The sequence below is a fragment of the Micromonospora sp. WMMD1274 genome, assembly GCF_049179035.1.
GTDB lineage: Bacteria > Actinomycetota > Actinomycetes > Mycobacteriales > Micromonosporaceae > Micromonospora > Micromonospora tulbaghiae.
The window spans coordinates 4015156-4040962 of the sequence record NZ_JBMHMG010000001.1; the positions used below are offsets into that span (position 1 = coordinate 4015156).

Annotated in this window: 26 protein-coding genes; 11 read left to right on the top strand and 15 right to left on the bottom strand. The window is 70.4% G+C overall.

Annotation, left to right across the window (positions count from 1 at the left end; genetic code table 11):
• Nucleotides 1-47: 47 nt before the first annotated feature.
• The 3 genes from ACN27D_RS19110 to ACN27D_RS19120 all read left to right on the top strand — a co-directional run bounded on the left by ACN27D_RS19110 (nucleotide 48) and on the right by ACN27D_RS19120 (nucleotide 4462).
• Nucleotides 48-905, top strand: a complete 858-nt coding sequence (locus ACN27D_RS19110; protein ID WP_167796977.1) for an HNH endonuclease — start codon at nucleotides 48-50, stop codon at nucleotides 903-905.
• 238 nt (nucleotides 906-1143) lie between these two features.
• Entirely contained in the window at nucleotides 1144-3918 is a 2775-nt protein-coding gene (locus ACN27D_RS19115; protein ID WP_135243161.1) for a hypothetical protein, read from the top strand.
• A gap of 76 nt (nucleotides 3919-3994) precedes the next feature.
• Entirely contained in the window at nucleotides 3995-4462 is a 468-nt protein-coding gene (locus tag ACN27D_RS19120; RefSeq protein ID WP_135243162.1) for a GNAT family N-acetyltransferase, read from the top strand.
• Nucleotides 4463-5086: 624 nt separating this feature from the next.
• Here ACN27D_RS19120 and ACN27D_RS19125 read toward each other — a convergent pair.
• A complete protein-coding gene (locus ACN27D_RS19125; protein ID WP_158614803.1) occupies nucleotides 5087-5260 on the bottom strand; it encodes a hypothetical protein in 174 nt (57 codons plus the stop codon).
• 724 nt (nucleotides 5261-5984) lie between these two features.
• Here ACN27D_RS19125 and ACN27D_RS19130 point away from each other — a divergent pair.
• Nucleotides 5985-6326 (top strand): hypothetical protein, encoded by a 342-nt coding sequence (locus tag ACN27D_RS19130; protein ID WP_358176662.1) that lies wholly within the window; start codon nucleotides 5985-5987, stop codon nucleotides 6324-6326.
• On the opposite strand, the gene ACN27D_RS19135 is transcribed toward ACN27D_RS19130, so the two are convergent.
• The 6 genes from ACN27D_RS19135 to ACN27D_RS19160 all read right to left on the bottom strand — a co-directional run bounded on the left by ACN27D_RS19135 (nucleotide 6314) and on the right by ACN27D_RS19160 (nucleotide 10451).
• Nucleotides 6314-6676, bottom strand: coding sequence for a hypothetical protein (locus ACN27D_RS19135; protein WP_121685158.1), 363 nt, complete (start codon nucleotides 6674-6676; stop codon nucleotides 6314-6316). The genes ACN27D_RS19130 and ACN27D_RS19135 overlap by 13 nt on opposite strands.
• A gap of 123 nt (nucleotides 6677-6799) precedes the next feature.
• Entirely contained in the window at nucleotides 6800-7123 is a 324-nt protein-coding gene (locus ACN27D_RS19140; protein ID WP_147457899.1) for a hypothetical protein, read from the bottom strand.
• 103 nt (nucleotides 7124-7226) lie between these two features.
• On the bottom strand, nucleotides 7227-8018 hold the full coding sequence (locus ACN27D_RS19145) for an alpha/beta fold hydrolase (protein WP_421499647.1): 792 nt from the start codon (nucleotides 8016-8018) through the stop codon (nucleotides 7227-7229).
• A 148-nt stretch (nucleotides 8019-8166) separates the two neighbouring features.
• Nucleotides 8167-8829, bottom strand: a complete 663-nt coding sequence (locus ACN27D_RS19150) for a DUF6882 domain-containing protein (protein WP_421499648.1) — start codon at nucleotides 8827-8829, stop codon at nucleotides 8167-8169.
• A 74-nt stretch (nucleotides 8830-8903) separates the two neighbouring features.
• Nucleotides 8904-9077, bottom strand: coding sequence for a hypothetical protein (locus ACN27D_RS19155; RefSeq protein ID WP_421499649.1), 174 nt, complete (start codon nucleotides 9075-9077; stop codon nucleotides 8904-8906).
• A gap of 288 nt (nucleotides 9078-9365) precedes the next feature.
• The gene (locus ACN27D_RS19160) at nucleotides 9366-10451 is read right to left on the bottom strand and encodes a family 43 glycosylhydrolase (protein WP_421499650.1); all 1086 of its coding nucleotides are present in this window, start codon (nucleotides 10449-10451) and stop codon (nucleotides 9366-9368) included.
• 229 nt (nucleotides 10452-10680) lie between these two features.
• Here ACN27D_RS19160 and ACN27D_RS19165 point away from each other — a divergent pair, with 229 nt between their 5' ends.
• Together ACN27D_RS19165 and ACN27D_RS19170 are read left to right on the top strand one after the other, a co-directional pair.
• Nucleotides 10681-11457, top strand: a complete 777-nt coding sequence (locus ACN27D_RS19165) for an HAD-IIB family hydrolase (RefSeq protein WP_064447558.1) — start codon at nucleotides 10681-10683, stop codon at nucleotides 11455-11457.
• A 121-nt stretch (nucleotides 11458-11578) separates the two neighbouring features.
• Nucleotides 11579-13378 (top strand): adenylyl cyclase, encoded by a 1800-nt coding sequence (locus ACN27D_RS19170; protein ID WP_421499651.1) that lies wholly within the window; start codon nucleotides 11579-11581, stop codon nucleotides 13376-13378.
• Nucleotides 13379-13425: 47 nt separating this feature from the next.
• Here the strand turns inward: ACN27D_RS19170 and ACN27D_RS19175 are convergent, their stop codons facing one another.
• From ACN27D_RS19175 to ACN27D_RS19185, 3 genes are all read right to left on the bottom strand, one after another.
• The gene (locus ACN27D_RS19175; protein WP_121685152.1) at nucleotides 13426-14016 is read right to left on the bottom strand and encodes an ATP-dependent Clp protease proteolytic subunit; all 591 of its coding nucleotides are present in this window, start codon (nucleotides 14014-14016) and stop codon (nucleotides 13426-13428) included.
• Nucleotides 14017-14141: 125 nt separating this feature from the next.
• The gene (locus tag ACN27D_RS19180) at nucleotides 14142-14783 is read right to left on the bottom strand and encodes a helix-turn-helix domain-containing protein (protein WP_421501174.1); all 642 of its coding nucleotides are present in this window, start codon (nucleotides 14781-14783) and stop codon (nucleotides 14142-14144) included.
• A gap of 106 nt (nucleotides 14784-14889) precedes the next feature.
• The gene (locus tag ACN27D_RS19185) at nucleotides 14890-16110 is read right to left on the bottom strand and encodes a hypothetical protein (RefSeq protein WP_421499652.1); all 1221 of its coding nucleotides are present in this window, start codon (nucleotides 16108-16110) and stop codon (nucleotides 14890-14892) included.
• 176 nt (nucleotides 16111-16286) lie between these two features.
• Between ACN27D_RS19185 and ACN27D_RS19190 the strand changes: the two genes are divergently transcribed.
• Nucleotides 16287-17300, top strand: coding sequence for a potassium channel family protein (locus tag ACN27D_RS19190; protein WP_064447562.1), 1014 nt, complete (start codon nucleotides 16287-16289; stop codon nucleotides 17298-17300).
• Between the two features lie 22 nt (nucleotides 17301-17322).
• Here the strand turns inward: ACN27D_RS19190 and ACN27D_RS19195 are convergent, their stop codons facing one another.
• On the bottom strand, nucleotides 17323-17805 hold the full coding sequence (locus ACN27D_RS19195; protein WP_231915576.1) for a MarR family winged helix-turn-helix transcriptional regulator: 483 nt from the start codon (nucleotides 17803-17805) through the stop codon (nucleotides 17323-17325).
• An 86-nt stretch (nucleotides 17806-17891) separates the two neighbouring features.
• On the opposite strand from ACN27D_RS19195, the gene ACN27D_RS19200 reads away from it, so the two are divergent.
• Nucleotides 17892-18539 carry an FMN-dependent NADH-azoreductase gene (locus ACN27D_RS19200; protein WP_421499653.1) on the top strand — a complete coding sequence of 216 codons (648 nt, stop codon included), beginning with the start codon at nucleotides 17892-17894 and terminating at the stop codon, nucleotides 18537-18539.
• A gap of 80 nt (nucleotides 18540-18619) precedes the next feature.
• Here the strand turns inward: ACN27D_RS19200 and ACN27D_RS19205 are convergent, their stop codons facing one another.
• From ACN27D_RS19205 to ACN27D_RS19215, 3 genes are all read right to left on the bottom strand, one after another.
• Nucleotides 18620-19654 (bottom strand): 2-oxoacid:ferredoxin oxidoreductase subunit beta, encoded by a 1035-nt coding sequence (locus ACN27D_RS19205; protein ID WP_064447565.1) that lies wholly within the window; start codon nucleotides 19652-19654, stop codon nucleotides 18620-18622.
• Complete coding sequence (locus ACN27D_RS19210; RefSeq protein ID WP_421499654.1) at nucleotides 19647-21494, bottom strand: 2-oxoacid:acceptor oxidoreductase subunit alpha; 1848 nt, start codon at nucleotides 21492-21494, stop codon at nucleotides 19647-19649. The genes ACN27D_RS19205 and ACN27D_RS19210 overlap by 8 nt, the downstream gene beginning before the upstream one ends.
• 196 nt (nucleotides 21495-21690) lie before the next feature.
• Nucleotides 21691-23103, bottom strand: a complete 1413-nt coding sequence (locus tag ACN27D_RS19215; RefSeq protein WP_421499655.1) for a hypothetical protein — start codon at nucleotides 23101-23103, stop codon at nucleotides 21691-21693.
• Nucleotides 23104-23227: 124 nt separating this feature from the next.
• Between ACN27D_RS19215 and ACN27D_RS19220 the strand changes: the two genes are divergently transcribed.
• On the top strand, nucleotides 23228-23605 hold the full coding sequence (locus ACN27D_RS19220) for an NADH-quinone oxidoreductase subunit A (protein ID WP_013473888.1): 378 nt from the start codon (nucleotides 23228-23230) through the stop codon (nucleotides 23603-23605).
• A gap of 18 nt (nucleotides 23606-23623) precedes the next feature.
• On the opposite strand, the gene folP is transcribed toward ACN27D_RS19220, so the two are convergent.
• Nucleotides 23624-24493 carry a dihydropteroate synthase gene (gene folP / locus ACN27D_RS19225; RefSeq protein ID WP_358176630.1) on the bottom strand — a complete coding sequence of 290 codons (870 nt, stop codon included), beginning with the start codon at nucleotides 24491-24493 and terminating at the stop codon, nucleotides 23624-23626.
• A gap of 152 nt (nucleotides 24494-24645) precedes the next feature.
• Here folP and ACN27D_RS19230 point away from each other — a divergent pair, with 152 nt between their 5' ends.
• Both ACN27D_RS19230 and ACN27D_RS19235 read left to right on the top strand, forming a co-directional pair.
• On the top strand, nucleotides 24646-25284 hold the full coding sequence (locus tag ACN27D_RS19230; protein ID WP_421499656.1) for a DivIVA domain-containing protein: 639 nt from the start codon (nucleotides 24646-24648) through the stop codon (nucleotides 25282-25284).
• Entirely contained in the window at nucleotides 25281-25781 is a 501-nt protein-coding gene (locus ACN27D_RS19235) for an SRPBCC family protein (protein ID WP_421499657.1), read from the top strand. The genes ACN27D_RS19230 and ACN27D_RS19235 overlap by 4 nt, the downstream gene beginning before the upstream one ends.
• Nucleotides 25782-25807 lie beyond the last annotated feature (26 nt).

The window sequence follows — 25807 nt, forward strand, 5'->3', positions numbered from 1 at the left end:
AGTCCGCCTTCCGTCCAGGGAGGAGATGGCCGGGTAGCCTGTCCGTCGTGACCCGACGCGCCCCCGAGTCGATGTCGATCGCCCTGCCGACCGGTCGTGCGATCGACGCCGCAATCCGCCCGGACGATCCGGGCGAGTCGGCGGAGGTAACCCTGATCGAACCGATCCGCCCGCGGGTGTTCGAGAGTTGCCCGATCTGCGGTGATCCGGCCACTTCGAAGGAGCACATTCCACCCGATCGAATAGGCGGGAAGGTCATGACGAGGACGTGCCTTCCTTGCAATAACAGGCTCGGCAGCAACGTGGAGACCGATCTCCTTGACTGGGTCGAGGGGGCGCTTTCTCGTCCTTCTCTTCGGTCGGCGGCCGTCCAAGGGCCGCGCCGAGAGAAGCGGGTGTTGGTGCGGAATACCCCAGAGGGCGAGTTCGTCCTAGTGATCGACGGCCGAGCTCATCCGGACCTCAAGGCGATGTTGGAGTCCGGCGAGGTAGACCTTGACGCCGTACTGCCGAACTGGGGACGTTGCTGTCTCGCGCTGCTCAAACACGCGTACCTCGCGGCCTGTCTGACTCACGGGGTGCTCGAAGGTGACGTGGCTGACGAGGTCCGCCGCGACCTCATCGCCGCCCGCGACGCCGAGAACAAGCAGAGCGTGCCAACGAGCCAACTGGCGCTGGGCTTGACGATCCTCCGGACGTACGAGCCGACAACGGATGAGCCTGCAATCAGAGCAGTCCTGCATGATCCGGCAGGCCCTGTCGAGGGGGTGCTTCTAGCGGGTCGCATCTTTGTCTCCTGGTCATCGGTCATTCCCAAGGACGTGCCGGAAGCACACGGACGCTTGAACCGCACACTCCGGGTGAGGGCTCCGGTCCGGGGAACGGTGACATCAGTCGAGTCCTGACCGCGGTCAGGTGGCAACGGGAAGGCTGACGGTCTGGAACCGTTCGGCTGAATCCGCTTGCGAACGTTGAGCGTGTCGACAACTCATGCCAGCGGCAGCACGACGTGGCGGCCCACGCCGAACTGGTGCAGTACGTCTGACCCGCCGAAGCCCGGTACTGGGTACTGGTCGCTGGCGGAGCACCGACTCGGTGCGTGCCGGGGGACGGGAGAGAGCCGTGGACCGGGAGAATGGGGCCGTGACCAAGCGTTCCGCCGTATCGGACAAACCGATCGAGCACCGTGTGCCCACGCCCGGCACCGTGCGGCAGCTCTACGGCACTGCGCTCGCGTGCGCGAAGCCTGGGTGCCGTGCCGAGCTGTACACAGTGAACCCGGACACCGGTCAACACGTTCTCAACAGCCACGTCGCCCATATCCACGCGCGCAGCGAAGGCGGCCCTCGCTGGGACCCAGCCATGAGCGAAGCCGACAACCGCGACGTCGGCAACCTCCTCCTGCTGTGCTTTCCCCACGCGTGGGAGATCGATCAGGTCCCAGACGAGTACCCCGCCGAGATGCTTCGGGCCTGGAAGCAGGATCAGCTGGCCGACTCTGAACGCGCGCACCGTAGCTGGCAGATCAGCGACGAAGAGGCCCGCGAGGCGGTCACACCCTTCGACCTCGACGCCGTCATCGAAAAGATCAGCGCAGTCGTGCCGTTCAACCCGCGGATGCGCAGCCGGATCGAGACGTGGCAACTGGCTATCCGGCGAGGCCACGCCATGCGAGTCTCCCGGTTGACACCGCTCGTGCCGGCGGAGCGGCGGCCGGCGGTACTCGCATGGATGGCGGCGCGCCAGGAACCGCTCGTTGAGGTCCCAGTGGGGCAGGTCCGCGTTCTAGTGGGCCGGCTTGGGGCCGGCAAGTCGGAACACGCACTGCGCTGGTGGGGGCAGGCTGTCCAGGTGGCGGCCAACGACCCGGACACCGAGATTCCGCTGCTTCTTCCCGCTCGGCACATCACTGCCAGCTTGGAATTGGCGATTGCCAACGAGCTTGGCGGCGACCCCTCCGGCCGCTGCCAGGTGGTCATCGATGACCTAGACAGTGTCCCGTTGCGGGAAGCCGCCCGTCTCCTCGCCGAGGCCCGCCAACTCGTCCACACGTGGCCTCGGGTCAGCGTGCTGGCGACCGCGCGGCCGGGGATCCCCGTGCCCGACGAGGAGAAGATCCTCATCGAGCCGTGGCCGGCCCAGCGTGGCGCTGAGCTGGCGAAGTTGGCTCTCGGTGACGACATCCCCTGGCACCTGTGGAACACCGAAACGGCTGACCTGCTCACCAGTCCGCTGACCGCTCTTGGCCTGGCGGCCCGAGTACACGCTGGCCGCGACGTCAAGGTATCCCGGGCTCAACTCCTGGCTGATCTCGCGACGATGGTCATCGACTCGCAGAGCCACGAGGTTGCTGATGGCACGTGGCAGGACCTGGCTCGGTTGGCCGTTCGGGTCCTCGGACAGTCGCAGCCGGTTACCGGGGCCTCGTTCGGGTCGTTGCCCCTTGTCCGTCGTCTCACCGCAACCGGCCTCGTCGTCGGCGATCACACGGAGCTGACGTTCGCGTTGCCGGTGTTCGAACAGTATTTCGGGTCCGAAGCCCTCCGGATGGGCCTGGCTGACCTGGAGACGATCGCGGCGGCCAGTTCGTTCCCGCGGTGGCGATACGCGCTCGCTTTCGCCGTGTCCACCGCCATCGACCATGATCAAGAACGCCTCTTCGCCGGCCTTGCGACGGTCAATCCTGCGGCAGCGTTCTGGATCCTCGATGAGATCGCCGACGCCAGTACGGACCGCACCCATGAGGGTCCATCTGATGAGGCGATCGCGGCGCTCATCAGCCGCCGCGACCCCACCGGCGAGGTCACCGCCGAGCCCGACCTTGCCATCCGCGCAGGGCAGTGGCTGCGCGGCGCGGAACAAGCCCTGCTAATCGGACTCGGACCCCTGGCCGAGTCATTGGCACGACACCGCGACGGTCGCCTCGTCCAGTGGGGCACCTGGTTGCAGAACGGCTATCTGACGCTCGCCCGCTCGCGCGACCAGTTGTCGCCGCCGGACGTCGTCAAACTTCCCGAAATGTTCCCCAGCCTCGGCCGATGGCACCGCATCGAGGGGATTCGCTTTCCGACCTCTGACCTTGGTCGCTGGCTGCGCGCCCAGGCGGCGCTGCAAGAACAGCTCCAGAACGCGATCAGGAGACGGACCCTGCCCGTTCCCCGCACATCAACGCTGGCACGCGAACGGCTGTACCTACTCGCCGAGTTCGTCTACAACTACAGCGCCACACGCCGGCGCCGCACCATCCACCTCGCCGAACTGCGTGACACCGTCACCAAATGGATGGAGCGGGTGAACCGGTCGGTGCGGTCGACGTGGCAGGGCACAGGCCGATCCGTCGACTCGGACGACATCCGGTGGCTCGCCGCTCAACTGGACATGGAGGACGGCGATACGCTCCTACCGCCCTGGCCCGAAGGCGATCAACGCGGAACAGGCAGGTGGATCTGGCAGACGTACTCACCGGAGCTGACTTTGACCCTGGCGACGGACATCGTGCAACACGCCCTGATCGGCTATCGGCAGCTCGCCGAAACCTCCTTCCCTGCCTTCGGTGACGCCTTGGGGCTCTACAGCATGCTGCCCGTACGCGTCGAAGGACTCGTCCGGCGACCCGTCAACGACGAGAACGCGTACACGATCGAGATGATTGTCAGCCTGGACCCCGACCGCGATGCGCAACGATCGGACGTCCCGTCAGTCGACCTACGACTCGTACCCGACGACGGTCACGCGTTCTGGACCTTCAGCCAGCAGCGCCGCAGCGCCGCTCGGACGACGTTCGGCCAGAGCCCGCTCCAGAACGTAGAGCTGCCCCTGGGCCACACGTGTCCGGCGACCAGCCTGGCGTACCGATGGCTGGTCCAGGATCTTGCCGGAGTCGGCTGGCTCAACAATCACCACGGTCTCCTCGATTGAAGCCGGTTGAGCGACCAGAAGACGATACGGCTCCCTACCTGAGCATCGGCAGCTCTTCCTGATGCAGAATCACGGTATGAGCCTCACCTTGGTTGAACTCGATCGTCCAGTGGGCGAGCGGTTTTGGTTCCCGTTCACGTACGAGGAAGCAGGCCTCGGATTCAACAACCAATGGTGGTACGACGGCCCCGTCTATCCCCATTCCAAGAGCATCTTTCTACGAGTCCTAGAGAACAACAACGAGGTCGCCCGGGTTCATCTGGACAACGAGGTCGGAACAATCGATCACTACGCCGACGTTCCGCCACTTGGAGCCACCGCACTCGAGATCCAGTTCATTGAGGTGCACGACGATCACCGCGGCCGCGGCATCGGCCACGCTGTCATCGACCTCCTCCACAACCGCTACCCAGACCGTCGGCTCGTGGCCTTCTCCGAGGGCGCCGACGGCTTCTGGTCATCTCTCGGTTGGCGTCGGCACCTTCACGCCGATCCCGAAGAGGCGCCTTTCCGCCGACCACTCTTCATCCAGCCACAGGCGTAACGCACTGCCGCCGCGCGGACGAGGCTCCCGGGACCTACCGGCCTCGTCGGCTCGTAGTGAGCCTGGCGGGGAGGTGCCGTTGCCCCTGCCGGGTGCGCGCTCATCGGCCAGACGCCCCGGACGTCGACGATTCCGGCCGATGTGGCTCACCCGCACACGTTCGCCGATGGGCAGGTCAGCCGCTATGGCCAGGTAACCCGATGGGGCACAGTTTTGGGATGTATCCCGCCGAGGGCGTTCACCAACTGCTCCCCTTGATCATTTGGAATCCAGCGTTGATGCCACGTGCGCGCCGGGAGCCGGGGCAATGGTCAGCCCAACTGCCATGTTCCGCTGATGATGGCGGCGTCATGATCAACGCCAGCGCGTTCCCATGTTTGACGGGACCCGCCGGGGGCACCTCGAAGACCAGCCAAAACGCCACCTGAACAGCGGATACGCTCCCGCGTCGATCGATCGGCCGGTTCAGCCGGATGTCACCCGTATCCGCCGTTTGCAGCCCTCCGTGCAAAATACGTGCAATGATTTCGGGTCCTTGAGCGGCCATGTTTCCCCATCTCAAAGCCGCTGCAACGCGGAAGGGCCGAAGCGTCGCCACGGCCCCGCGCATCCCACCAGCGATCATCATCGGCTCAGCGCCGCCTCGATTCGCTCGTTCATCCTGCTGCGATCCCCGTCGAGGCACTTCGCGTACACCTTGAGCAGCACGTCGACCGAATGCCCGGCCCGCTGCGCAACCTCCGGCGCCGGCAACCCGGCGTTGAGCCAGAGCTGCCTCCGGCCGGCATCGGCCGGCACGGCGGGCCGATCGTTCGACTGGTTAGCATCGGCGGTGCCACCACGGTAGTTCGGGCGATGTCCGCGGATCGTGAAGGCTCCGGCGTAGCAGGACGGCGTCTAGGGCATCGACGAGGGCGCGCACTTCACTCCCGGCGTGCGGTGGAAGCATCATCACGACGTCTTCGAGCAGGTCGCGGGACCAGCCCGCACCGCAGCAGGAACAGGTGAACTCGGTCTCCCACTGCTTCCACGAACGTCGGATCCGACGTACGTGCACGGACCAGACGTTGATTGCCGCAGCCACGGCCCCCGGCATCAGTCGCGCGCCTTCGAGCTGCCGAATCGCCGCGTTGGTTGCTCCGGACAGGCTGGCAGTGCTGCGATAGCGCACCCACGGTCGTCGCCAGGTCCGCTCCCGCAATCGAAGCGATGCTGGTCTTCTACGCGGCATAGCCCCTTCGAATAGCGTTCATGTCGACATCCTGTCAGCCGTACACGGCCACCGTCAGGCCGTGACGATCGCGAGGGTGGCTGGACACCGCCGAGGATGGGGCGATCGCTGCCGCGCCGCTTCGGGGTTTGCCATCGGGTACCGGGCGCCAGGTGGCGGTGAGCCGTACCGCCGGACGACCGCGCGCCCATGCGCAGCCGTGCCCGCTACATGCCAGCAGCCGGTGTTCCAGATGGTCTGCCGGAAGGGCATGCGTGTCGACCCGTCAGCGGCCCAGGAGAGAATCGCTCGATGACGATCGTCGAGCCGCCGCAGGTAGTTACAGAGAAGGCCATCTTGCAACTCCTGCACCTAGCCTTCCTGGAGATCCGGCTCTACACGGCTCCGGTGGACGACGACCAGGCGTTGGAGACCTTGCTGAAGCGGCGTAAACAGATCAACGAACTAGCCGACCTGTGCCATGGGCTGCCCGGTTGTGTTGCTCCCGAGCGGCGGCATCTGGTGAGCGACAACTTGAGGTACCTGTGGCGCACCTCCTCTGCTCGGAAGCAGCAGTGGATGCGTTCCCGTTGGGACCACCTCGGCTACGACCACCGTTGGCTCACGGACTCGGATGCACCTCACGAGGACTGAACCTGCGTTTGGTGTTTCTGATCCACGCCAATGCACGCGAGGACTGACGCCGCGTCGGCCGCCAGGAAGAGCTGGAAATAGTAGGGAGGGTCGAGCTGCGTCACCCCGCCAAGTCGCACAGGCTGTTCACCGAGCGCATGGAGCGTCTCGACAGCCGCCGCGAACCCGAGCGTCGGAATGCCTCGATCCCTGGTAATCGCCTCCCGCCCTCGGTACGTGGACGCAAGGTTGTTGGCGGGGACCACGCCGTCCCAGATGCGGAACGACGCTCCCCGATCGAGGGCTTCACGACACGCCCTGATGACTGGGCTCTCGTCGGCAAGAAGAGACGTCAACTCGTCGCGCTCCACGCAACGACGGTACAGCCGTCCCGTACCGCCGAGCCGTCCCACTGAGTCAGGCCCTGGCCGACAACTGACCAGGAGGAGCGTCATTGCGAGATGACCTGGTGCCGGCTGGCAGAATATCCGCGGTCAATCTCCGTTGAACAGGAGCTGTCGGTGGTGGGGGCGTCGGGGCGCGGCCTCTAGGAGCGATGCGAGCTGAAGTATGGCCTGAGCGGCTGCACGCACGCTGTCATCCGTGGACCGCTCAATGATCGATTGAAGTTCGGTTGTCAGCATGGCCGTCTGGCGGCTGTTGAACCACGTGTCGTCGTATGGATCGACTCCGCAGAGCAACGGGTAGCGGGACGGCTCCGATGCAGCCAGGGAGCAGAGAGACGCGACGCCGGCGGCGTCCGTAAGTTGCTCTACGACGACACCGCTGTATTCCCGGACCTGCACACTCATTCCCACGGCCTCATCGTGCCGGACAAGGGTGATCGCAGGATGAGACCGGCCTCCCTGAGCACCCCGATCCTGCCGATCAACTGGTCGCTCGTACTGAGATCGCGCCAGGTCAAGTCGTACGGAAATGCTCCCCTGGCTCAGCCGGGTCGGACAAGAAGGCGCGAACAGTGGCGGCGAACTGTGTTAGGGCGTCGTGATGCACCACATGACCGGCCGGCAGTTCGGCAAGGCGAGCGTGGCCGGAGCGACGGGCGATCATCTCGCGAGCGTGGTCGGCTGCCAGTTCATCGCTACGCGTTCCACGAATCAGGAGAGTCGGGCAGCTCACCGAAACCCAGTCCTTCCAGTGGTCACCGCTGAGTGCCTTCTGAGATCCCACCGTGTCGTCGATGTCGAATGAGAAGCCCCAGCCGTCGTCGGACTGGCGGAAGGAACATTCGAGGTAGGGTGCCGCCGCGCCCAGGGCCGCGGCCAGTGCGTCGCGGGTTGGCGCGTGGCGGGGGAGGCTGGTCGTGAACGACCAATCGACGTCTACGACCGCGCCGGCATCCTCGACGATGAGCGCGGTGACCCGGTCGGGGTACCGCCCGGCGTACTGATAGGCGTTCACTCCGCCGAGCGAGTGGCCCAGCACCGCCGCAGGGCCGACTTTCAAGTGCTGGTGGAACGCGGCGACGTCGGATATGTAGTCGTCACGCTCGTAGCTCTCCGCACGGTCCGACGCTCCGTGTCCGCGCTGATCGAGTGCGATCACCCGCCAGTGGGGTGCCAGCGCCTGGGCCAGCGGGGCGAATGCCGACGCTTCGTTGTAGTGCCCGTGAAGAGCCAGGAGCGGTGCACCCGATCCACCGAAGTCCAGATAGGAGAGCCTTCGGCTCTCAATCGCTAAAAACCCACGCATGGCCTGGGATGCTAGCCCCGGTCGTTGTCGGCGGTCGGGCGGCGTGAGGTTGGTCGCTGTGGCCGTCGCGTCCCAGGCGGTAGGGGCGACGGCGGTCAGCTGTTGGGCGTGTGCCAGGTTCGAAGCCTGCCGGGGCGCCGGATTCCGCCTACGGGCTGACCGTTCCGGACATGTTGCTGACCCGGCCCATCGCGTCGAAGTCGACACGCAGGACCGACCCGCCCCGATCCTGCGCCGTCACCGACATCGGCGCCCGATCCAACCGCCACCCCTGCTGGTGCAGGAACGACTCGACGGCGACGCGGTGTTCCACCGGGAAGGACTGAAGCACCTGCGTCAGTACGGTCAGCACCCGCTCCGGCCGGACCGGCGCGGTGATCTGTGGCGGGGCGTCGTCGAGGTGGAAGAAGACGGCGCCGCCGTCGTACGGCCCGCGGTAGTAGCAGCGGCCGGTCAGGCCGGACGCCAGCAGGGCGAGGCGGTGTCCGTCGGCGCGCTGGAGCGGGAACGTGGGCGTGGTGAGTTCGGCGACGCCCTGGCGGTGCCCGTACTCGCGGAGCCAGCCGGCGAGATGGAGGAGCGCCGGCGGGAGGTTGCTGGCCTCGTTGGCCCAGGCCCACAGCCAGGTGCCGTCGTCGTGGCTCTCGGTACCGAGGAGCTGGATGCGGTACCGCAGGTCGATTCCGAACGTCACTGTGCCGTCGGGCAGGTCGAGCTGCCAGTCGCGCTCGCCGAGCAGGTCGGCCAGCGCCAGCTGGCGGGCCAGGCCGGTGCCGACATGTTCGGCGAAGAGTCGATCAAACGTCGGCATCGCCGCAGTGTGTCAGACCTTCGGGTGCGGGGCGGCCCCGCGTCCGGCCGGAGCCGGAGCGCAGGGCCGGCGGGTCAGCGGACCAGCGCTGCCACCAGCGTCCCGATGCAGGCGACGACGGCGGCGATGATCGGACTGAGCGTCTTGATGTACGCCAGGATGAGCCGGTGCCGGTCGGTCTGCTCGGCAACGGTTTCGTCCTCGTCCTCTGGTGTCTCGAAGTCTGACCCGTGAGGGATTACAGTCAACGTGACTCCTTCCGTTGCAGCGGTGGAGTCGAATGCGGCGTCCGGTGGCAGCCGGGCGCCGCCCTCTGTGTGAGGCGGCGCAGTACCGTTCGACGGTTCGAGCATGCTCCCGGCGGACAGCTAGCACAAGAGTGGGCAATTCACTGTCGGGTACCTGACAAGCAGATGCATCGCATCGAGAAAATTTCGGTGCCATCTCTTGCCAAATGCAATTTTCCGTGAAGCAGTTCAACCGAGCGTGACCACACCGAAGCGCATGGTGAGCAGGCGTGCCGTCGGGCGCACCGGCTACGAGACGAGGAAACCAGTGGAGGGGCGGGTCAGGACGCCGGTCATCGGGAAGCGGGTGGAGCCGTTCCACCAGTGCCACACCACGCGCTCGCTTCCGTCGGCGGCGGCGAAGACGTCCATCCCGCCGGGGCCCCGGTGGTTGCCGGGCAGGCCGCGGATCGGGTTGAGGCCGGCGCTGCCGGTGAAGCCGAAGAAGGGCCGGGACACGCCTTCACGGATGGGGCTGCAGCGTGAACCGGGGAGAGGGCTGGCGCCGCAGCGGGCGATGCCGGTGGCGTAGCGCGCGCTGTCCCAGTTGTTGCCCGAGTACATGAGGTACCAGTCCCCGTCGGCGGCCTTCCACATCGACGGGTTCTCCACCACGTGCGTACCGCCGCTGGTCTTGGCGGTGTCCCAGGTGATGTCGGTGCTCTTGAGCATGTCCCGGCGGGTGTCCCAGATCGCGCGGCCCTCGCCGTCGGTGCGGACGGTGGAGATGCCGGTCTCGGCGCCGGAGGCGATGGCGTCGTCCCGGTAGGTGACGTACAGGTTCCCCCCGCCCACGAAGGGGTTGGCGTCGAGTGCCCACCGGCCGGCGTCAGGGCAGGCCCATTCGCCCTGGTTCTGGGAGGGGCCGCGGGCGCTGTCGGAGATCGCTCGTCCGATGCACTTCTGGCCCGTGCCCTTGCGGGAGGCGGTGTAGAACATGAAGAACCGGCTGCCGAATTGCGCGACGCCGGGGGCCCAGACCGCGCCGCCGGGCTCGGCCCAGGCGCCCGGACCGGACGGCAGGGCGTCGTGCGACGCGCAGTTCGCCATGCCCACGCTGTTGCCGGAGCCGTGGACGAGGACCGGTACGTAAAGCCTGCCGGTCGCGCCGCAGCGCGCGCCGGTCCCGGCGCCGACAGTGGTGCCGTAGGTGACGTACGAGCCGTCCTCCGCCAGCAGGGTGTCCGGGTCGGCCAGCGGGAAGGTGGACGAGTCGGCCAGCGTGGACAGGTCGCCGGTGGGTGCGGCGGCGGCGGGTGCCACCGCCGCCGCGGTGACCACCAGGGCGGCCGCGGCGAGGGTGACGAGCCCTCCGCGCGTTCGAAGGAATTTCACCGGCACTCCTCGATTGATGAAGGTAATTATCAGGGAAACGGTATCGACGGTCAGCGATGCCGTCAACGGGAGAGCGTGGGGGTCTGAGCGCGGGAAGCGGGGCCGCCCGGAGGCCTGCCGCGTTACGCTCCGTCGAGGGGACGTGTCACCCGCCGGGCCCTCAGGCCGGTGCCAGAACCCGTCGGTACCCTGGCAGGTCCTGGCCTGTCCGCGACGACATGAGGTATTCGTGAACGATCTTCGAGTGGTGGCGTTCGATCTCGACGACACCCTGGCGATTTCCAAGTCCCAGATCGATCGTCGGATGGCGGAGTTGCTCGGCCACCTGCTCACCGAGGTGGACGTGCTGGTCATCTCCGGTGGCCGGTTCGAGCAGTTCCAGTCGCAGGTGCTCGCCCACCTCGACCTCACCGAGGAGCAGCGCGACCGGCTGCACCTGATGCCGACCTGCGGCACCCGCTACTACCGCTGGTCCGACGGGGACTGGCGGCAGGTCTACGCGGAGGACCTGACCGAGGCCGACAAGGCCCGTGTCGTCGCCGCGCTGACCGAGTCGGCGCAGGCGCTGGGTCTGTGGGAGGCGAAGACCTGGGGCGACATCATCGAGGACCGGGGCAGCCAGATCACGTTCTCCGCGCTGGGGCAGTCCGCCCCGCCGGCCGAGAAGTACGGCTGGGATCCGGACGGCGACAAGAAGCGGCGGCTGCGGGACGCGGTCGCGGCGAAGCTGCCCGACCTGGAGGTCCGCGGCGGCGGGTCGACCTCGATCGACGTGACCCGCAAGGGCGTGGACAAGGCGTACGGCATGCGGAAGCTGCTGGAACACCTGGACCTGAAGATCGACAACGTGCTCTTCGTGGGTGACCGCCTGGACGTGGGTGGCAACGACTACCCGGTCAAGGCGATGGGCATCCGTAGCGTCGCGGTCACCCGCTGGGAGGAGACCGCCGACTACGTCGAGAAGCTCGTCGACGACCTGGTGAGGCAGCGCGCCGAGCGCGCCTGAGCGCAGCCCGACCCAGAGCCCGCCGGTTCGCCGAACCGGCGGGCTCTGGCGGTATCGACGGTGATGAGGTAGGAACAGCCGAGAGAGCGCTCTCCCGTCCCCTCACCGAACAGGCAGGCAGATGCGATCACCCGACCCCTCCCGCCGCCGTTTCCTCACGCTCACCGCCTCCGCGGCCTCGCTCACCGCCCTCGGCCTCCCGGCCGGCGCCGCCGCCGCGTCCCCGGCCGCATCGCCGGCCGCGCGCCCCGCCCGCGAGCCCGACTTCGGCCCCAACGTCTTCGTGTACGACCCCAGCACGCCGGCCGAGGAGATCCAGTCCACGCTGGACCGGCTGTTCACCGCCCAGGAACGCAACGAGATGGGCTTCGACAGGTACGCCGTGCTGTTCAAGCCCGGCCGCTACGAGGTGGACGCCCGGCTCGGCTACTACACGACAGTCGCCGGTCTCGGCGCCCACCCGGACGACGTGGAGATCCACGGCGCGGTCCGGGTGGTCGGGCAGCCGGACCCGAACTCGCCCGCCGGCATCTCCGCGCTCACCAACTTCTGGCGCTCGGCGGAGAACCTCGCGGTCACGCCGACGGACTGGTCGAACCAATGGGCCGTCTCGCAGGCGTCACCGATGCGCCGGGTGCACGTCAAGGGCGTGCTGTGGCTGGAACCCGGCAACGGCGGCTACTCCAGCGGCGGCTACATCGCCGACTCCAAGGTGGACGGCATCACCATCAACGGTTCCCAGCAGCAGTGGCTCACCCGGGACAGCGAGCTCGGCGGCGAGTGGACGAACGGCGTGTGGAACCAGGTCTTCTCCGGCGTGATCGGCGCGCCCGCGCAGGGCTTCCCCGACCCGCCGTACACCACGCTGCCGACCAGCCCGGTCACCCGGGAGAAGCCGTACCTGTTCGTCGACGCCAAGGGCGCCTGGCGGGTCGCCGTACCGCGCCTGCGCCGCGACACCGCCGGCACCACCTGGGCCACCGGCGGCGCGCCGGTGCCGTCGCTGCCGCTGTCCGCGTTCTTCCTGGCCCGGCCCACCGACTCGGCGAAGCGGATCAACGCGGAACTGGCCCGGGGCCGGCACCTGCTGCTCACCCCCGGCGTCTACCACCTGGACCGGGCCCTGCGGGTACGCCGCCCGGACACCGTCGTGCTCGGCCTCGGCATGCCGAGCCTCGTGCCGGACCGCGGGGACGCGGCGCTGCGGATCGAGGACGTGGACGGGGTCCGCATCGCCGGGGTGCTCGTGGACGCCGGGCCGGTCGAGTCGCCGGTGCTGGTCGAGGTCGGTGCGCGGCACTGCCACCGGTCGCACGCCACGAACCCGATCTCGCTCCAGGACGTCTTCTTCCGCATCGGCGGCCCGTACGCCGGGCGCGCGGTGACCAGCCTGGTGGTCAACAGCCGGCACACGCTCGTGGACAACATCTGGGCCTGGCGCGGCGACCACGGCCGGGCCGGCACGATCGGCTGGACCGTGAACACCGCCGCCACCGGCGTGATCGTCAACGGCGACGACGTGACCGCGTACGGGCTGTTCGTCGAGCACTACCAGCGCTGGCAGACGATCTGGAACGGCGAGCGCGGCCGGACCGTGTTCTACCAGAGCGAGCTGCCCTACGACCCGCCGAGCCAGGCGGCCTGGCGCAGCCCGACCGGCAACGGCTGGGCCTCGTACAAGGTGGCCGACCACGTCCGCACGCACGAGGCGTGGGGGCTCGGCGTCTACTCGTACTTCAACCAGGGCGTCGACATCCGCTGCGACCGGGGGATCGAGGCGCCGCGCCGCGCCGGGGTGCGGTTCCACGACGCGATCACCGTGTTCCTGGACGGCAGCGGCGGCATCGAGCGCACGATCAACGAGATCGGCACGCCCGTCGTCGGCTCGTACGGCACCAGCCCGGTGATCAGCTACCCCTGACCGCGAGGGCGGCCCGGCCGGTGCGGGACCGGCCGGGCCGCGCCCGCTCACGCCGCGAGCTGGTCGACGCGGGTGAGCACCTGGTCGACGAGTCCGTACTCGCGGGCCTCCTCTGCGGTGAACCAGCGGTCGCGGTCCCAGTCGCGCTGGATCTCCTCCAGCGTCCGCCCGCTGTGTCGAGCGATCAGCTCCTGCATGGTGCGCTTGACGTGCAGCATGTTCTCGGCCTGAATGGTGATGTCCGCGGCGGTGCCGCCCATCCCGCCGGACGGCTGGTGCATCATGATCCGCGAGTGCGGCAGCGCGAACCGCTTGCCCGCCGCTCCGGCGCAGAGCAGGAACTGTCCCATCGACCCGGCCATCCCGAGCGCCAGCGTCGCCACGTCGTTCTTGACGTACCGCATGGTGTCGTAGACGGCCATGCCCGCGCTGACCGAACCGCCGGGCGAGTTGATGTAGAGGAAGATGTCGCGCTCGGCGTCCTCGGCCGCGAGGAGCAGGATCTGCGCGCAGATCTGGTTGGCCGACGCGTCGGTGACCTCGGTGCCGAGGAAGATGATCCGCTCCTTCAGCAACCGTTCGAAGACCCGGTCGCCGAACGCCGGCTGCCCCTCGTCGAGCATCCAGATGCCACCCATCGCCGCCACCTCCGTGCCGCCGGTGGGCGGGGGACCGCCCGGGAACCCGGCGGTCTCCAGCGTCCGCCGGGCGCACCCGTGCGAACCAGGCTTTCTGCCCGGGGCAGATCCGCCGTGAGCAGAAGCTACGCGGCGACCGGCCGCCGCCGGCCGGCGCGGGCCCGCCGCCGGGCCAGCGTGACGGAGGTACGCGGACGGGGGCGGACGGCCGGGGCGGAGGGAGCCGGCCAGATCCGGATGCCGCCGGCGATCCCGATCGGCGTGGCGGCGTCGAACGCGGGACCGAGCGGCGCCGGCCCGAGATCCACCGGCCGCAGCACGCCGCCCAGCAGCGGCATGGCGGTGACCGGGCGACGGGCGACGTGCGGCCGGAGCGAGACGGCGGGCCGCCGGGTCACGGGCGGCCGGGGTGACACGGCCGGGCGGCGCGTGACGGACAGCCGGGGCGGGCCGACCCGCAGGTGTGGCCCGGTGCGGGCGGACGGCACCCGGTCGAACCGGGCCGCCGAGATGCCGGGGCCGACCGGGGCCGGACGCTCCCGGCGCAGCTCGTCGCGGGCCTCTTCGAGCAGGTCGGCGAGGTGGATACCGAGCGCGCGGCAGATCGCGGCCAGCACCTCGGAGGATGCCTCCTTGCGGCCGCGTTCGACCTCGGAGAGATAGGGCAGGGAGACGCCGGCGGCCTGGGCCACCTCGCGCAGCGTGCGGCCCTGGCGCAGGCGGATGCGCCGGAGCACCCCGCCGATCACGCGTCGCAGCAACGACATGCCGGCCTCCTCGCGGTCGGGCGTCCCGGACGTCTCCATCATGCCCCGTCCACGCGCCCGGCACCTGCCCGGTCGGCCCCCGTGGTACCGACCGGGCCGGCGTGGATCAACGCCAGACGACCGCGCGGGAGTGCCAGCTCGGCGAGGTGAAGTAGGCCAGACCGACGATCAGGCCGGGGTCGTTGACGTTGATCGCGATGCTGCTCACCGCCCCGTCCGGCATCGGCAGCAGCTGGGACTCGGCGGTGGGTGAGGGCCAGATCATCGCCCGGCTCGTGATGCCGTCGGTGCCGATCACCAGGCCCGAGTCGTTCACCGCCTGCGCCGTCGGGGATTCCGCGCCGGTGGCCAGCCGGTGCATCGTCGTACCGTCCCAGAAGAAGGCGGCGAACCGGCCGTCCGCGGTCCAGCTCGTGCCGACCACCTGACCGAGGTCGTTGATGCCGGTCGCGTCGCTCGTGGGTCCGCCCAGGGTGCCCAGCGACCGCAGGACGCCGTCGCGCCAGACGAATGCCTGGTTGACGAAGGGCGGATCGGTCCAGTCCTTGTAGCCGTAGGTGCCCGCGACGGTGCCGGCCTCGTTCACCGCGAGCGCGCTCGCACCCGGCGGGGCGTCGATGGTGATCTCGGTGTTCCCGGTCCGGACGAACGGCCGCCGCCCGGAGAAGCTGTCGGTGACGTGGTAGACGCCGACCACCCGGTCGCCCGCCGTGTCGTACGCGATGGAGAAGATGCCCCCGGTCAGGCCGAGATCCTGGATCCTCCCGTCCACCCAGGCCACGGCATGGCTGCTGCCGTCGGCCGCCTGGGCGGTGCCCACGATGCGCCCTCGCTCGTCGATCGCCTCGGCCTGGCTGTTCGGCCCGCCCAGCGTCCCCAGATCCTCGATCTGCCCGTCCACCCAGCGCACCGCGTGCCAGTAGCCGCTTGCCACCTGCGCCGACCCGACAACCACCCCGGCGCTGTTGACGTCCGACGCCGAGGTGCCCCCGCCCAGTGTCGGCAGCAGCACGGCCGTCCGCTTCGCCGTCGGCATCGGAGCCGGCGTGGTGGCGGTCGGCGTACCGGTGGGCGACGGTGAGGCGGTCGGCGTCGCCGTGGCCGTGGCCGTGGCCGTGGCCGTCGGTGTCGGTACGGCGGTCGGTGTCGGCGAGGCGGTCGGTCGTGGGGAGAAGGTCGGCGAGGGGACGACGGTGGGCTTCGGCCGGGTGGGCCGGGCCGTCCCGGGTGGGCGGTCCCCGGGCCGGTTCGCCACAGCGGGCGGCGCCCCGGCGACCACCATCCCGACTGCCACGGCAAGCGCGGCCAATGCCATGCGTGTACGCATCCGACGTCCCCTCGTCACGATCGGTGAGTCATCAGTCTCACCCGTGGGCGCGTCGATGGATCTGACGAAATCCTTACCGCTCGCGGGCAGCAGCGGTGCCCGGCCCAGCCAGCCGGCTCGCGGCGTAACCGCTATCTTGAGGGCGTGCAGGCGACAGTGGCGGAGCAGGACCGACGGTGATCCATTTTCCCGCGCAACGGCGGGGGCCGCTGAGCGCGCTGAGCCTGCGCCTGCTCGCCGCCCTCGGCCTGGTCTTCGCCACCGTGGCGGTGGTCTGGCTGGACCGCGACGGCTACCGCGACGTGGACGAGAGCGGCCTGAGCCTGCTCGACTGCTTCTACTACGTGGTGGTCTCGCTCTCCACCACCGGGTACGGCGACATCACCCCGGTCAGTTCGTCGGCGCGGCTGGCGAACGTCCTGTTCATCACCCCCGCCCGGGTGCTGTTCCTGATCATCCTGGTCGGCACCACCCTGGAAGTCCTGACCGAGCAGTACCGCACCGGCCGTCGCCTGTCGCGGTGGAGGAGAACCGTGAAGGACCACGTCATCATCTGCGGCTACGGCACCAAGGGCCGCAGCGCGGTCTCCGCCCTGCTGGAGAACGGTACGGACAAGTCCAAGATCGTGGTGGTCGAGCGGAGCGGGCCGGCGCTGCGGCAGGCCACCTCCAACGGGCTGGTGACGATCGAGGGCTCGGCGACCCGCTCGTCGGTGCTGGAGCAGGCGCACGTGCGTACCGCGAAGTCGGTCATCATCGCGACCGACAGCGACGACGCCTCGGTGCTGGTGGCCCTCACGGTCCGGCAGCTCACCGCCGGTCAGGTCCGCATCATCGCGGCGGTCCGGGAGGCGGAGAACGCGCCGCTGCTCAAGCAGAGCGGGGCGCACCACGTGATCGTGTCGTCGGCGACGGCCGGGCGGCTGCTCGGCCTGTCGACCTCGGCCCCGCCCCTGATCGACGTGGTGGAGGACCTGCTCACCCCGGGTCAGGGCATGGCGCTGGCGATGCGGTCGGCCGAGCGCGACGAGGTGGGCCGCTCACCGCGTGAGCTGGAGTCGCTCGTCATCGCGCTGGTCCGCCGGGGCAAGGTGGTCACGCTCAACGACCGTGCGGGCGCGGTGATCGAGACCGGCGACATGCTCGTCCACGTCCGGGACGACCGGCCGCAGGCCACCTCCGCGATCTGACCCGGCCCGCCGGGCCGCCCGGTCAGCAGGCGCCCGGACCGCCCTCCGCGATCACTTCGCCGCAGGTCGACGACCGGCCCTGGGTAGCCCGGCGCAGGAGGTCGTAGAGCAGGTCCCGCTCGCCGGGGGCCAGCGCGCCGAGGACGTCCTCCTCCGCGCCGGCGAGCGCGCACTCGGCCTCGCGTAGTCGCTTCGTGCCCGCGTCGGTGAGGCGTACCTCGTGCCGGCGGCGGTCCTCCGGCGAGCGGCGGCGCTCGGCCAGGCCGTCCGACTCCAGGTCGTTGAGCAGCCCGACCACGTTCGTGCTGTCGATCTGGAGCGTGCCGGCCAGCGCCTGCTGGCTGATGCCGCCGGAGTCGCGCAGCACGGTGAGCGCCACCAGGTGGCGGGGGCGCAGGCCCAGCGGGGCCAGCACCGACTCCGAGCGCAGCCGCATCCGCCGGGCCAGGTGGTCGAGCAGGGGCCCGGAACGGCGCTCGGACTCCTCGGCCGGTGCGGCGGACATGTGACCCAGTTTACGCGCTCCGAGGAACGTCGACCTGCTATAAATAGTTGGTCCTACACGAACGATCGTCGGAGGAGGAATCACCAATGGCGCACCTACTGCACATCGACTCCAGCATCACCGGGGAGCGGTCGATCAGCCGGCGGCTCACCGCCCGCGCCGCCGCCGCCTGGCGCGTCGCCCACCCGGACGGCACTGTCACCTATCGCGACCTGGGTCAGAACCCGCTGCCGCACCTGAACACCGCCAGCGGCCTCGCGCGCATGGTGCCGCCGGATCAGCACACCCCCGAGCAGCAGGCGTCCTGGCAGCTGACCCAGGAGGTGGTGGCCGAGGTGAAGCAGGCCGACACGGTCCTGCTCGGGCTCCCGCTCTACAACTACGGCCCGCCCAGCAGCGTGAAGTCCTGGGTCGACCACCTGATCGCCCCCGGCATCGCGTACGACCCGGTGACGAACGCCGGGCTGCTCGGCGACCGCCAGTTCGTCGTCCTGGTCAGCCGCGGCGGCGGGTACGGCCCGGGCACCCCGCGCGAGGGCTGGGACCACGCCGAGCCGTGGCTGCCGCACGGCCTCTCCCTGACCGGGCTGGACCCGCGGTTCATCTGCGCCGAGCTGACCCTGGCCCCGGTCAACCCGGCGATGGCCGAGCTGATCCCGCTGTTCGAGCAGAGCCTCGCCGCGGCCGAGCGGGCCGTCGACGAGCTGTGGGTGCCCGCCTCGGCGGCCGCCTGACCGGGCCGCGTCACACCCGAAAGGGCGGGCCGTTCCGCGGGGGAACGGCCCGCCCTTTCGCGTGACGGGTCAGCGGTGGATCAGAGGATCGTCCAGGTGTCGCCGCTGCCGAGCAGCGCCGCGAGCTGCTGCTCCGGGGTCTTGTCCACGCCCGCCTTGGCCGCCGCGACCTGCTCCTGCACCACGCTGTCGTAGGAAGGGCGGTCCACCGACCGGAACACCCCGATCGGGGTGTTGCTCAGGTCCAGGCCGGGCAGCCGGGACAGCGCGAAGGCGTACGCCGGGTCGGCCACGCCCGCGTCGTGCACGACGATCTCCTCGGCCGGCGTGTTCGCGGTCTCCCGGACCTCCAGCCCGAAGCCGCCCGGCGGGTGGACGACGCAGAACTGCCCGTCCTTGCCGAACGTGATCGGCTGCCCGTGCTCCAGCCGGATCAGGAAGTCGTCCCGGGTGGCCGGCTCCTTCAGCGGGTCGAACGCGCCGTCGTTGAAGATGTTGCAGTTCTGGTAGATCTCCACGAACGCCGAACCCTCGTGCTGGGCGGCGGCCCGCAGCACCGACTGGAGGTGCTTGCGGTCCGAGTCGATCGTCCGGGCCACGAACGTGGCCTCGGCGCCGAGCGCCAGCGACAGCGGGTTGAACGGGGCGTCCGCCGAGCCGACCGGCGTCGACTTGGTGATCTTGCCGACCTCGGAGGTCGGCGAGTACTGGCCCTTGGTCAGCCCGTAGATCCGGTTGTTGAACAGCAGGATCTTCAGGTTCACGTTGCGGCGCAGCGCGTGGATCAGGTGGTTGCCGCCGATGGAGAGCGCATCGCCGTCACCGGTGACCACCCAGACCGACAGGTCCGGCCGGGACACCGACAGGCCGGTGGCGATCGCCGGGGCCCGGCCGTGGATCGAGTGCATCCCGTACGTGTTCATGTAGTACGGGAAGCGCGACGAGCAGCCGATGCCCGAGACGAAGACGATGTTCTCCCGGGGGATGTTCAGCTCCGGCATGAAGCCCTGCACGGCCGCCAGGATGGCGTAGTCACCGCAACCGGGGCACCAGCGCACCTCCTGGTCGGACTTGAAGTCCTTGGCGGTGAGCTTGAGGGCGACGGGCTCAGACATTCTTCAGGACCTCTTCCAGCATCGTCTCCAGCTCGGCGGCGGTGAACGGCAGGCCGCGGACCTGGTTGTAGCCGATCGCGTCGACCAGGTACTTCGCCCGGATCACGTGGGCGAGCTGGCCGAGGTTCATCTCCGGCACGACCACCTTGTCGTAGCGGCCCAGCACCTCGCCGAGGTTCGCCGGCATCGGGGCCAGGTGCCGCAGGTGGGCCTGGGCCACCGAGAGCCCGCGCTGGCGCAGGCCACGGCAGGCGGCGCCGATCGGCCCGTACGTCGAGCCCCAGCCCAGCACCAGCACCCGGGCGTCGCCGTCCGGGTCCTCGACCTCGACGTCCGGCACCGGGACGGTCTCGATGCGGGCCGCCCGGGTCCGCACCATGAAGTCGTGGTTGGCCGGGTCGTACGAGATGTCGCCGGTCTTGTCGGCCTTCTCCAGGCCGCCGATCCGATGCTCCAGACCGGCCGTGCCGGGCACCGCCCACGGGCGAGCCAGCGTCTGCGGATCCCGCAGGTACGGCAGGAACGTGGTGCCGTCCTCACCGTTGGGCTGCGTGGCGAACTCGACCCGCAGGTCGGGCAGCGACTCCACGTCCGGCAGCAGCCACGGCTCCGAGCCGTTGGCGACGTAGTTGTCCGACAGCAGGATCACCGGCGTGCGATAGGTGAGCGCGATCCGGGCCGCCTCCAGCGCCGCGTGGAAGCAGTCCGACGGGGACTTCGGCGCGACCACCGCCACCGGGGCCTCGCCGTGCCGGCCGTACAGCGCCATGTTCAGGTCGGCCTGCTCGGTCTTGGTGGGCATACCCGTCGACGGCCCGGCCCGCTGCACGTCGACGATGACCAGCGGCAGCTCCAGCGCCACCGCCAGGGAGATCGTCTCGCTCTTGAGCGCCACGCCCGGGCCGCTCGTGGTGGTGATGCCGAGCGCGCCGCCGTACGAGGCGCCCAGCGCCGCGCCGACCGCCGCGATCTCGTCCTCGGCCTGCATGGTGACCACGCCGAACTTCTTGTGCTTGCTCAGCTCGTGCAGGATGTCCGAGGCCGGCGTGATCGGGTACGCGCCGAGGAACACCGGCAGCCCGGAACGCACCCCGGCGGCCACCAGACCCAGCGACAGCGCCGCGTTGCCGGTGATGTTCCGGTAGGTGCCCGGCAGCATCTTGGCCGGCTTGACCTCGTACCGGACGGAGAAGTCCTCGGTGGTCTCGCCGAAGTTCCAGCCGGCCCGGAACGCGGCCACGTTCGCCGCCACCAGCTCGGGACGGGCCGCGAACTTGCGCTCCAGGAAGCGCAGCGTGGACTCGTACGGGCGGGAGTACATCCAGCTCAGCAGCCCGAGCGCGAACATGTTCTTGGCCCGCTCGGCGTCCTTCTTGGACACGTCGAGCTCGGCCAGCGCGCCGATCGTCATCGAGGTGAGCGCCACCGGGTGCACCGCGTACCCGGCGAGCGAGTCGTCGTCGAGCGGGCTGGTCGCGTAGCCGACCTTGGCCAGGTTGCGCCGGGTGAACTCGTCGGTGTTGACGATGATGTCCGCCCCGCGCGGCAGGTCGGCCAGGTTGGCCTTCAACGCGGCCGGGTTCATCGCCACCAGCACGTTCGGCGCGTCACCCGGCGTCAGGATGTCGTAGTCGGCGAAGTGCACCTGGAAGCTCGACACGCCGGGCAGGGTGCCGGCGGGAGCGCGGATCTCGGCGGGGAAGTTGGGCAACGTCGAGATGTCGTTGCCCAGCTGCGCCGTCTCCGAGGTGAACCGGTCGCCGGTGAGCTGCATGCCGTCGCCGGAGTCACCGGCGAACCGGATGACCACCCGGTCCAGCTGACGGATCTGCTTGGTCACACCCGCACCTCGCTTAACTGAGCGCCGTCGCCCTCGCCGGCCCGGCCCGCTCCGATTCTCACGTCAGAGCCTACGTCGCCACGTTAGGGCCACCTTGGTCGAGGTCCGACGTATGGGACTGGATCGGGCCGCTGTATGCCCTGCTTTGCAGCGTTTAGTACCTGGGCCCGTAACCCAGATCACCACATATCCATGATCACCGGTCGGTGATCGGACGGTCCGGTGCGGTGATGTCGCTGCGGCGGCGCAGTGAACGGGTCGCCAGCGTCAGCGCGAGCACGACCAGGAGACCGGACACGGCGATCAACGCGACGGCCGTCCGCCGGGTCGAGGTGCCGTCCCCGTCCCGTTCGCCGGCGGCGACGAGCACGCCCTGCGAGCCGGTCGGGGCCGGCGCCCCGCCGGGCGGGGCGGTGTCCGCCGCCGCCGCGCTGATCCGGAAGCTCATCTGCACCTGCCGGTCCCGCCCGCTGCGCGGGTCGAGCCGGCCGATCACCGCGCCGGACAGGGGCGCCCGCCGCTGGGCCTCCGCCGAGGCGGCGAGCGTCAGCCGTACGGTCGCGGTCCGCCCGGCCGCCAGTACGCCCAGTTCGCAGCGGGTCCGGTCGGGGGAGACCGGGGCGCAGCCGCCCTCGGTGCCGGCCGCGGTCACCCCTTCGGGCAGGAGCACCTCGATCCGGCCGGCCGCGTCGACCCGGCCGGTGTTGCCGAGCCGGACGGTGAGCGTGCTGGGCGCGCCGCTGATGTCGAACAGCACCTCGTCGGCGCGCAGCGAGATGCCGGGCACCGGCGGTCCGGGCGGGAACAGCACCGCGAAGCCCTCGTCGTCGTACGCCGCACCGGTCACACCGGGCGCGACGGCGGTGACCTGGACCGATCCGGCCAGCGGCATGGTCCGCCAGGCGTCGCCATCGACCCGGACCCGGATGGTCGTGCTGAACCGGGCGCCCGGCTCCGCGTCCCACCCGACGCAGCTGTGGTTGCCGCCGCCGGCCGGCTCGCAGCCCGGGGTGCCCGCGTCGGTCAGCCCGGGCGGCAGCGTGTAGCCCAGGCTGATCCGCTCCGCCCGCCCGCCGGTGTTGGTCACCGTCACCCGCAGCGTGGCCACCGTGGCGTCGGCGTTCCAGTAGGCCGGCGTGAGGACCACGTCCTCGGTGTTCACGCGTACCCCCAGAGGGCCGCCCGCCGGCTGGGCCGGTGGTGGCGGCGGGGTCTTGACCGGCGGCACGACCGGCGGGGGCGCCGGTGCCGTGGTGGCCGGCGCGGCGGTGGTCGGCGCCGGTTCGGCGGGCGCGCTCGTCGGCGGCGGGGCCGGCGAGGTGGTGACCGGCGGCGGGGGCGTGGTCGGAGGCGGCGGCGGCTCGGTGGGCGGCGGGGCCGGCGCGGTGGTCGTCGGCTCGCCGGTGGGGGCGGGCTCGGTCGGCTCGCCTCCGGGATCGCCGCCCGGCTCCACGGGTTCGATCACCTGGAGCGCGGCGGCCGGCCCCGGGTGTGCGACGGCACCGGCCGGCGCCACCGCCACCAGCGCCGCGACGAGCGCGGGCGCCAGCAGCGCGAGGGTACGGCGGAGCGCGACCCGCTGAACGGGCGCAACGCGGGGGCGGGCCATCTGTCCTCCGGACGATCAACGAGATCCCATTATTCGGTGATACTTGCCATCAAGCACTAGTCCTGCGAGGAAACGAATTCGTAACGTGTCCGGGACATCTGGACGGGACCGGTACGCTCCGGTCGTGACCGGATATCTCGGCTCGTACGCCACGCTCGGTCTGCTGCTGCTCGCCGCCGTGCTCTTCTTCGTGACGGCGTTCTCCGCGAACCGGGTGTTACGTCCGAGCCGGCCGGCCGAGCCGTGGGGCAAGCGGGCCACGTACGAGTGCGGTCTCGACCCGGTCGGCGGCGACTGGGCCCAGATGCAGATCCGCTACTACGTCTACGCGTATCTCTACGTGCTCTTCGCGGTCGAGGCGGTCTTCCTGTTCCCCTGGGCGCTGGTCTTCGACCGGCCCGGTTTCGGCGCCACCACCGTCGTGGAGATGGGTGTCTTCGTGGCGATCGTCGCGCTCGGCATCCTCTACGCCTGGCGGCGCGGCGTCCTGCGCTGGACCTGACGGCGTCGGACCGGCCCGTCAGGCGAGCCCGCGCCGGGTCGCCGCCGGCGGCCGGTCGCCCCGGATCGACGCCACCATGTCCAGCACCCGCCGGGTCTCGCGGATCTGGTGGGCGCGGAACACCCGGGCGCCGAGCCAGGCCGACACCGCCGTGGCGGCGAGCGTCCCCTCCAGCCGCTCGGGCACCGGCAGGTCGAGCGTCTCGCCGATGAAGTCCTTGTTCGACAGGGCCACCAGCAGCGGCCAGCCGGTGTCGGTCAGCTCCGCGAGCCGCCGGGTGATCTCCAGGGAGTGCCGGGTGTTCTTGCCGAAGTCGTGCGCCGGGTCGATCAGGATGCCGTCCCGGCGCACCCCCAGCCCGACCGCGCGTTCGGCCAGCCCGGTCACCGTGCCGACCACGTCGGCCACCACGTCGTCGAAGGCGGCCCGGTGCGGCCGGGTACGCGGGGCGAGCCCGCCCGCGTGCGAGCAGACCAGCCCGGCGCCGGTCGCCGCGGCGACCCGGGCCAGCGCCGGGTCCGCCCCCGACCAGGTGTCGTTGAGCAGGTCCGCGCCGGCTGCGACCGCCTCCACGGCCACCTCGGCACGCCAGGTGTCGATGGAGACGACCACGTCGGGGAAGGCGGACCGGACCGCGGCGATGGTGTCCACCGTCCGCCGGATCTCCTCGGCCACGTCGACCTCGTCGCCCGGCCCGGCCTTCACCCCGCCGATGTCGATGATCTCGGCGCCCTCGTCGACCGCGCGTTCCACCGCGCGCAGCGCGCTGTCCTGGGCGAAGGTGGCGCCCCGGTCGAAGAACGAGTCCGGGGTGCGGTTGACGATCGCCATCACCACCAGCTCACCGGGGCCGAACGTCCGTCCGCCCAGCCGCAACGCCCCGGTCATGCCCGCCTCCTCGCCGCCGGACCGCACCGGCCGGTCCGACGCTATCCGGTCCCGCCCGCGCCGCCCGTGCCGGTCCCGTGCGCCGGACGCATTTACGGACCGGACGTCTCGGAGGGCTCGCCCGATCCCGGCCCGCATGCCACGATCTGTGCATGGGTGAGGTTCTGCTCCTCTTGGTCGTCGCGCTGACCGTCGCGGCTGTGGTGTTCGGGGTGACGGTGCTGGTCTCCGGCAAGGATCCGGGCCTCACACCGGCCGAGCCGGACGGGCGGGCCGTGCCGCTGCCCGGCAGCCGTCCGCTCGACGAGTCGGACGTGTCCGACGTCCGCTTCGACACGGCGTTGCGCGGCTACCGGATGAGCCAGGTCGACGCGGCGCTGCGCCGGGCGGCGTACGACATCGGCTACAAGACCGAGCTGATCGGCGTCCTGGAGGCGGAGAACGCGGCTCTGCGGGACGGGCGTACCGAGGACGCCGACGCGCTGCGCCGGGCGCGCGAGGAGGCCGCCGCGACCCGCCCCGAGACCGAGCAGGCGCCCGACCCGTCCACCTCCGAGCCGGTCGTGATCGACCTGTCCGCGCCGGAGCCGCCGGCCCGCACCGGCACCGACCGGCCGGTCCGCGGCGAGGCCGACGGGCAGCCGGGGCGCGCGCCGGCCGAGGCGGGCGTGGCGGAGGCTCCGGCCGCTGCGGCGACCGAGGACACCGTCTCCCCGGCGAACGGGATCGCGGCCGGGCCCGCCGACGACGACCGGGAGCGCGGTTCGGTGGTCCGCTCGGAGTCGGCGTGACCGGCACCGGCCGGCCGGCCGACGACTTCACCGACGCGTCCCGCCGCGGCGCCGCCGAGGTCACCGCCACGGTGATCGTCGACGCCCCGGCCGACCGCGTGTTCGCCGCGCTCACCGCGTGGGAGCGGCAGTCGGACTGGATCCCGCTGACCCGGGTCCGGGTGGTCGAGGGCGACGGCGGCGAGGGCAGCCTCGTCGAGGCGGTCACCGCGCTCGGTCCGGCCGTGCTCCGCGACGAGATGCGGGTGGTCCGGGTCGACGCGCCGTACGAGGTCGGCGTGGTGCACTGCGGCAAGCTGCTGCGCGGCCCCGGCGTGCTGCGCTGCACCCCGATGGACCGCGACCGCACGCAGGTGGTCTGGCACGAGTGGTTCCACCTGCCGGGCGGGCCGGCCGGCCGGGTGGCGTGGCCGGTGCTCTGGCCCGGCTCCAAGTTCAGCCTCACGCAGGCGCTGAAGAAGTTCGCCCGGCTGGTCGAGCAGGGCCGCCTGCCCTGACCGGGGTTGTCGGTGGGCTGGCCTAC

Excerpts from the sequence above, each read along its gene's own strand:
- ACN27D_RS19120 (WP_135243162.1), top strand. The coding sequence starts at position 3,995 with ATGAGCCTCACCTTGGTTGAACTCGATCGTCCAGTGGGCGAGCGGTTT.
- ACN27D_RS19130 (WP_358176662.1), top strand. The coding sequence starts at position 5,985 with ATGACGATCGTCGAGCCGCCGCAGGTAGTTACAGAGAAGGCCATCTTG.
- ACN27D_RS19145 (WP_421499647.1), bottom strand. The coding sequence starts at position 8,018 with ATGCGTGGGTTTTTAGCGATTGAGAGCCGAAGGCTCTCCTATCTGGAC.
- ACN27D_RS19150 (WP_421499648.1), bottom strand. The coding sequence starts at position 8,829 with ATGCCGACGTTTGATCGACTCTTCGCCGAACATGTCGGCACCGGCCTG.
- ACN27D_RS19170 (WP_421499651.1), top strand. The coding sequence starts at position 11,579 with ATGCGATCACCCGACCCCTCCCGCCGCCGTTTCCTCACGCTCACCGCC.
- ACN27D_RS19175 (WP_121685152.1), bottom strand. The coding sequence starts at position 14,016 with ATGGGTGGCATCTGGATGCTCGACGAGGGGCAGCCGGCGTTCGGCGAC.
- ACN27D_RS19180 (WP_421501174.1), bottom strand. The coding sequence starts at position 14,783 with ATGTCGTTGCTGCGACGCGTGATCGGCGGGGTGCTCCGGCGCATCCGC.
- ACN27D_RS19185 (WP_421499652.1), bottom strand. The coding sequence starts at position 16,110 with ATGCGTACACGCATGGCATTGGCCGCGCTTGCCGTGGCAGTCGGGATG.
- ACN27D_RS19195 (WP_231915576.1), bottom strand. The coding sequence starts at position 17,805 with ATGTCCGCCGCACCGGCCGAGGAGTCCGAGCGCCGTTCCGGGCCCCTG.
- ACN27D_RS19200 (WP_421499653.1), top strand. The coding sequence starts at position 17,892 with ATGGCGCACCTACTGCACATCGACTCCAGCATCACCGGGGAGCGGTCG.
- ACN27D_RS19205 (WP_064447565.1), bottom strand. The coding sequence starts at position 19,654 with ATGTCTGAGCCCGTCGCCCTCAAGCTCACCGCCAAGGACTTCAAGTCC.
- ACN27D_RS19215 (WP_421499655.1), bottom strand. The coding sequence starts at position 23,103 with ATGGCCCGCCCCCGCGTTGCGCCCGTTCAGCGGGTCGCGCTCCGCCGT.
- folP (WP_358176630.1), bottom strand. The coding sequence starts at position 24,493 with ATGACCGGGGCGTTGCGGCTGGGCGGACGGACGTTCGGCCCCGGTGAG.
- ACN27D_RS19230 (WP_421499656.1), top strand. The coding sequence starts at position 24,646 with ATGGGTGAGGTTCTGCTCCTCTTGGTCGTCGCGCTGACCGTCGCGGCT.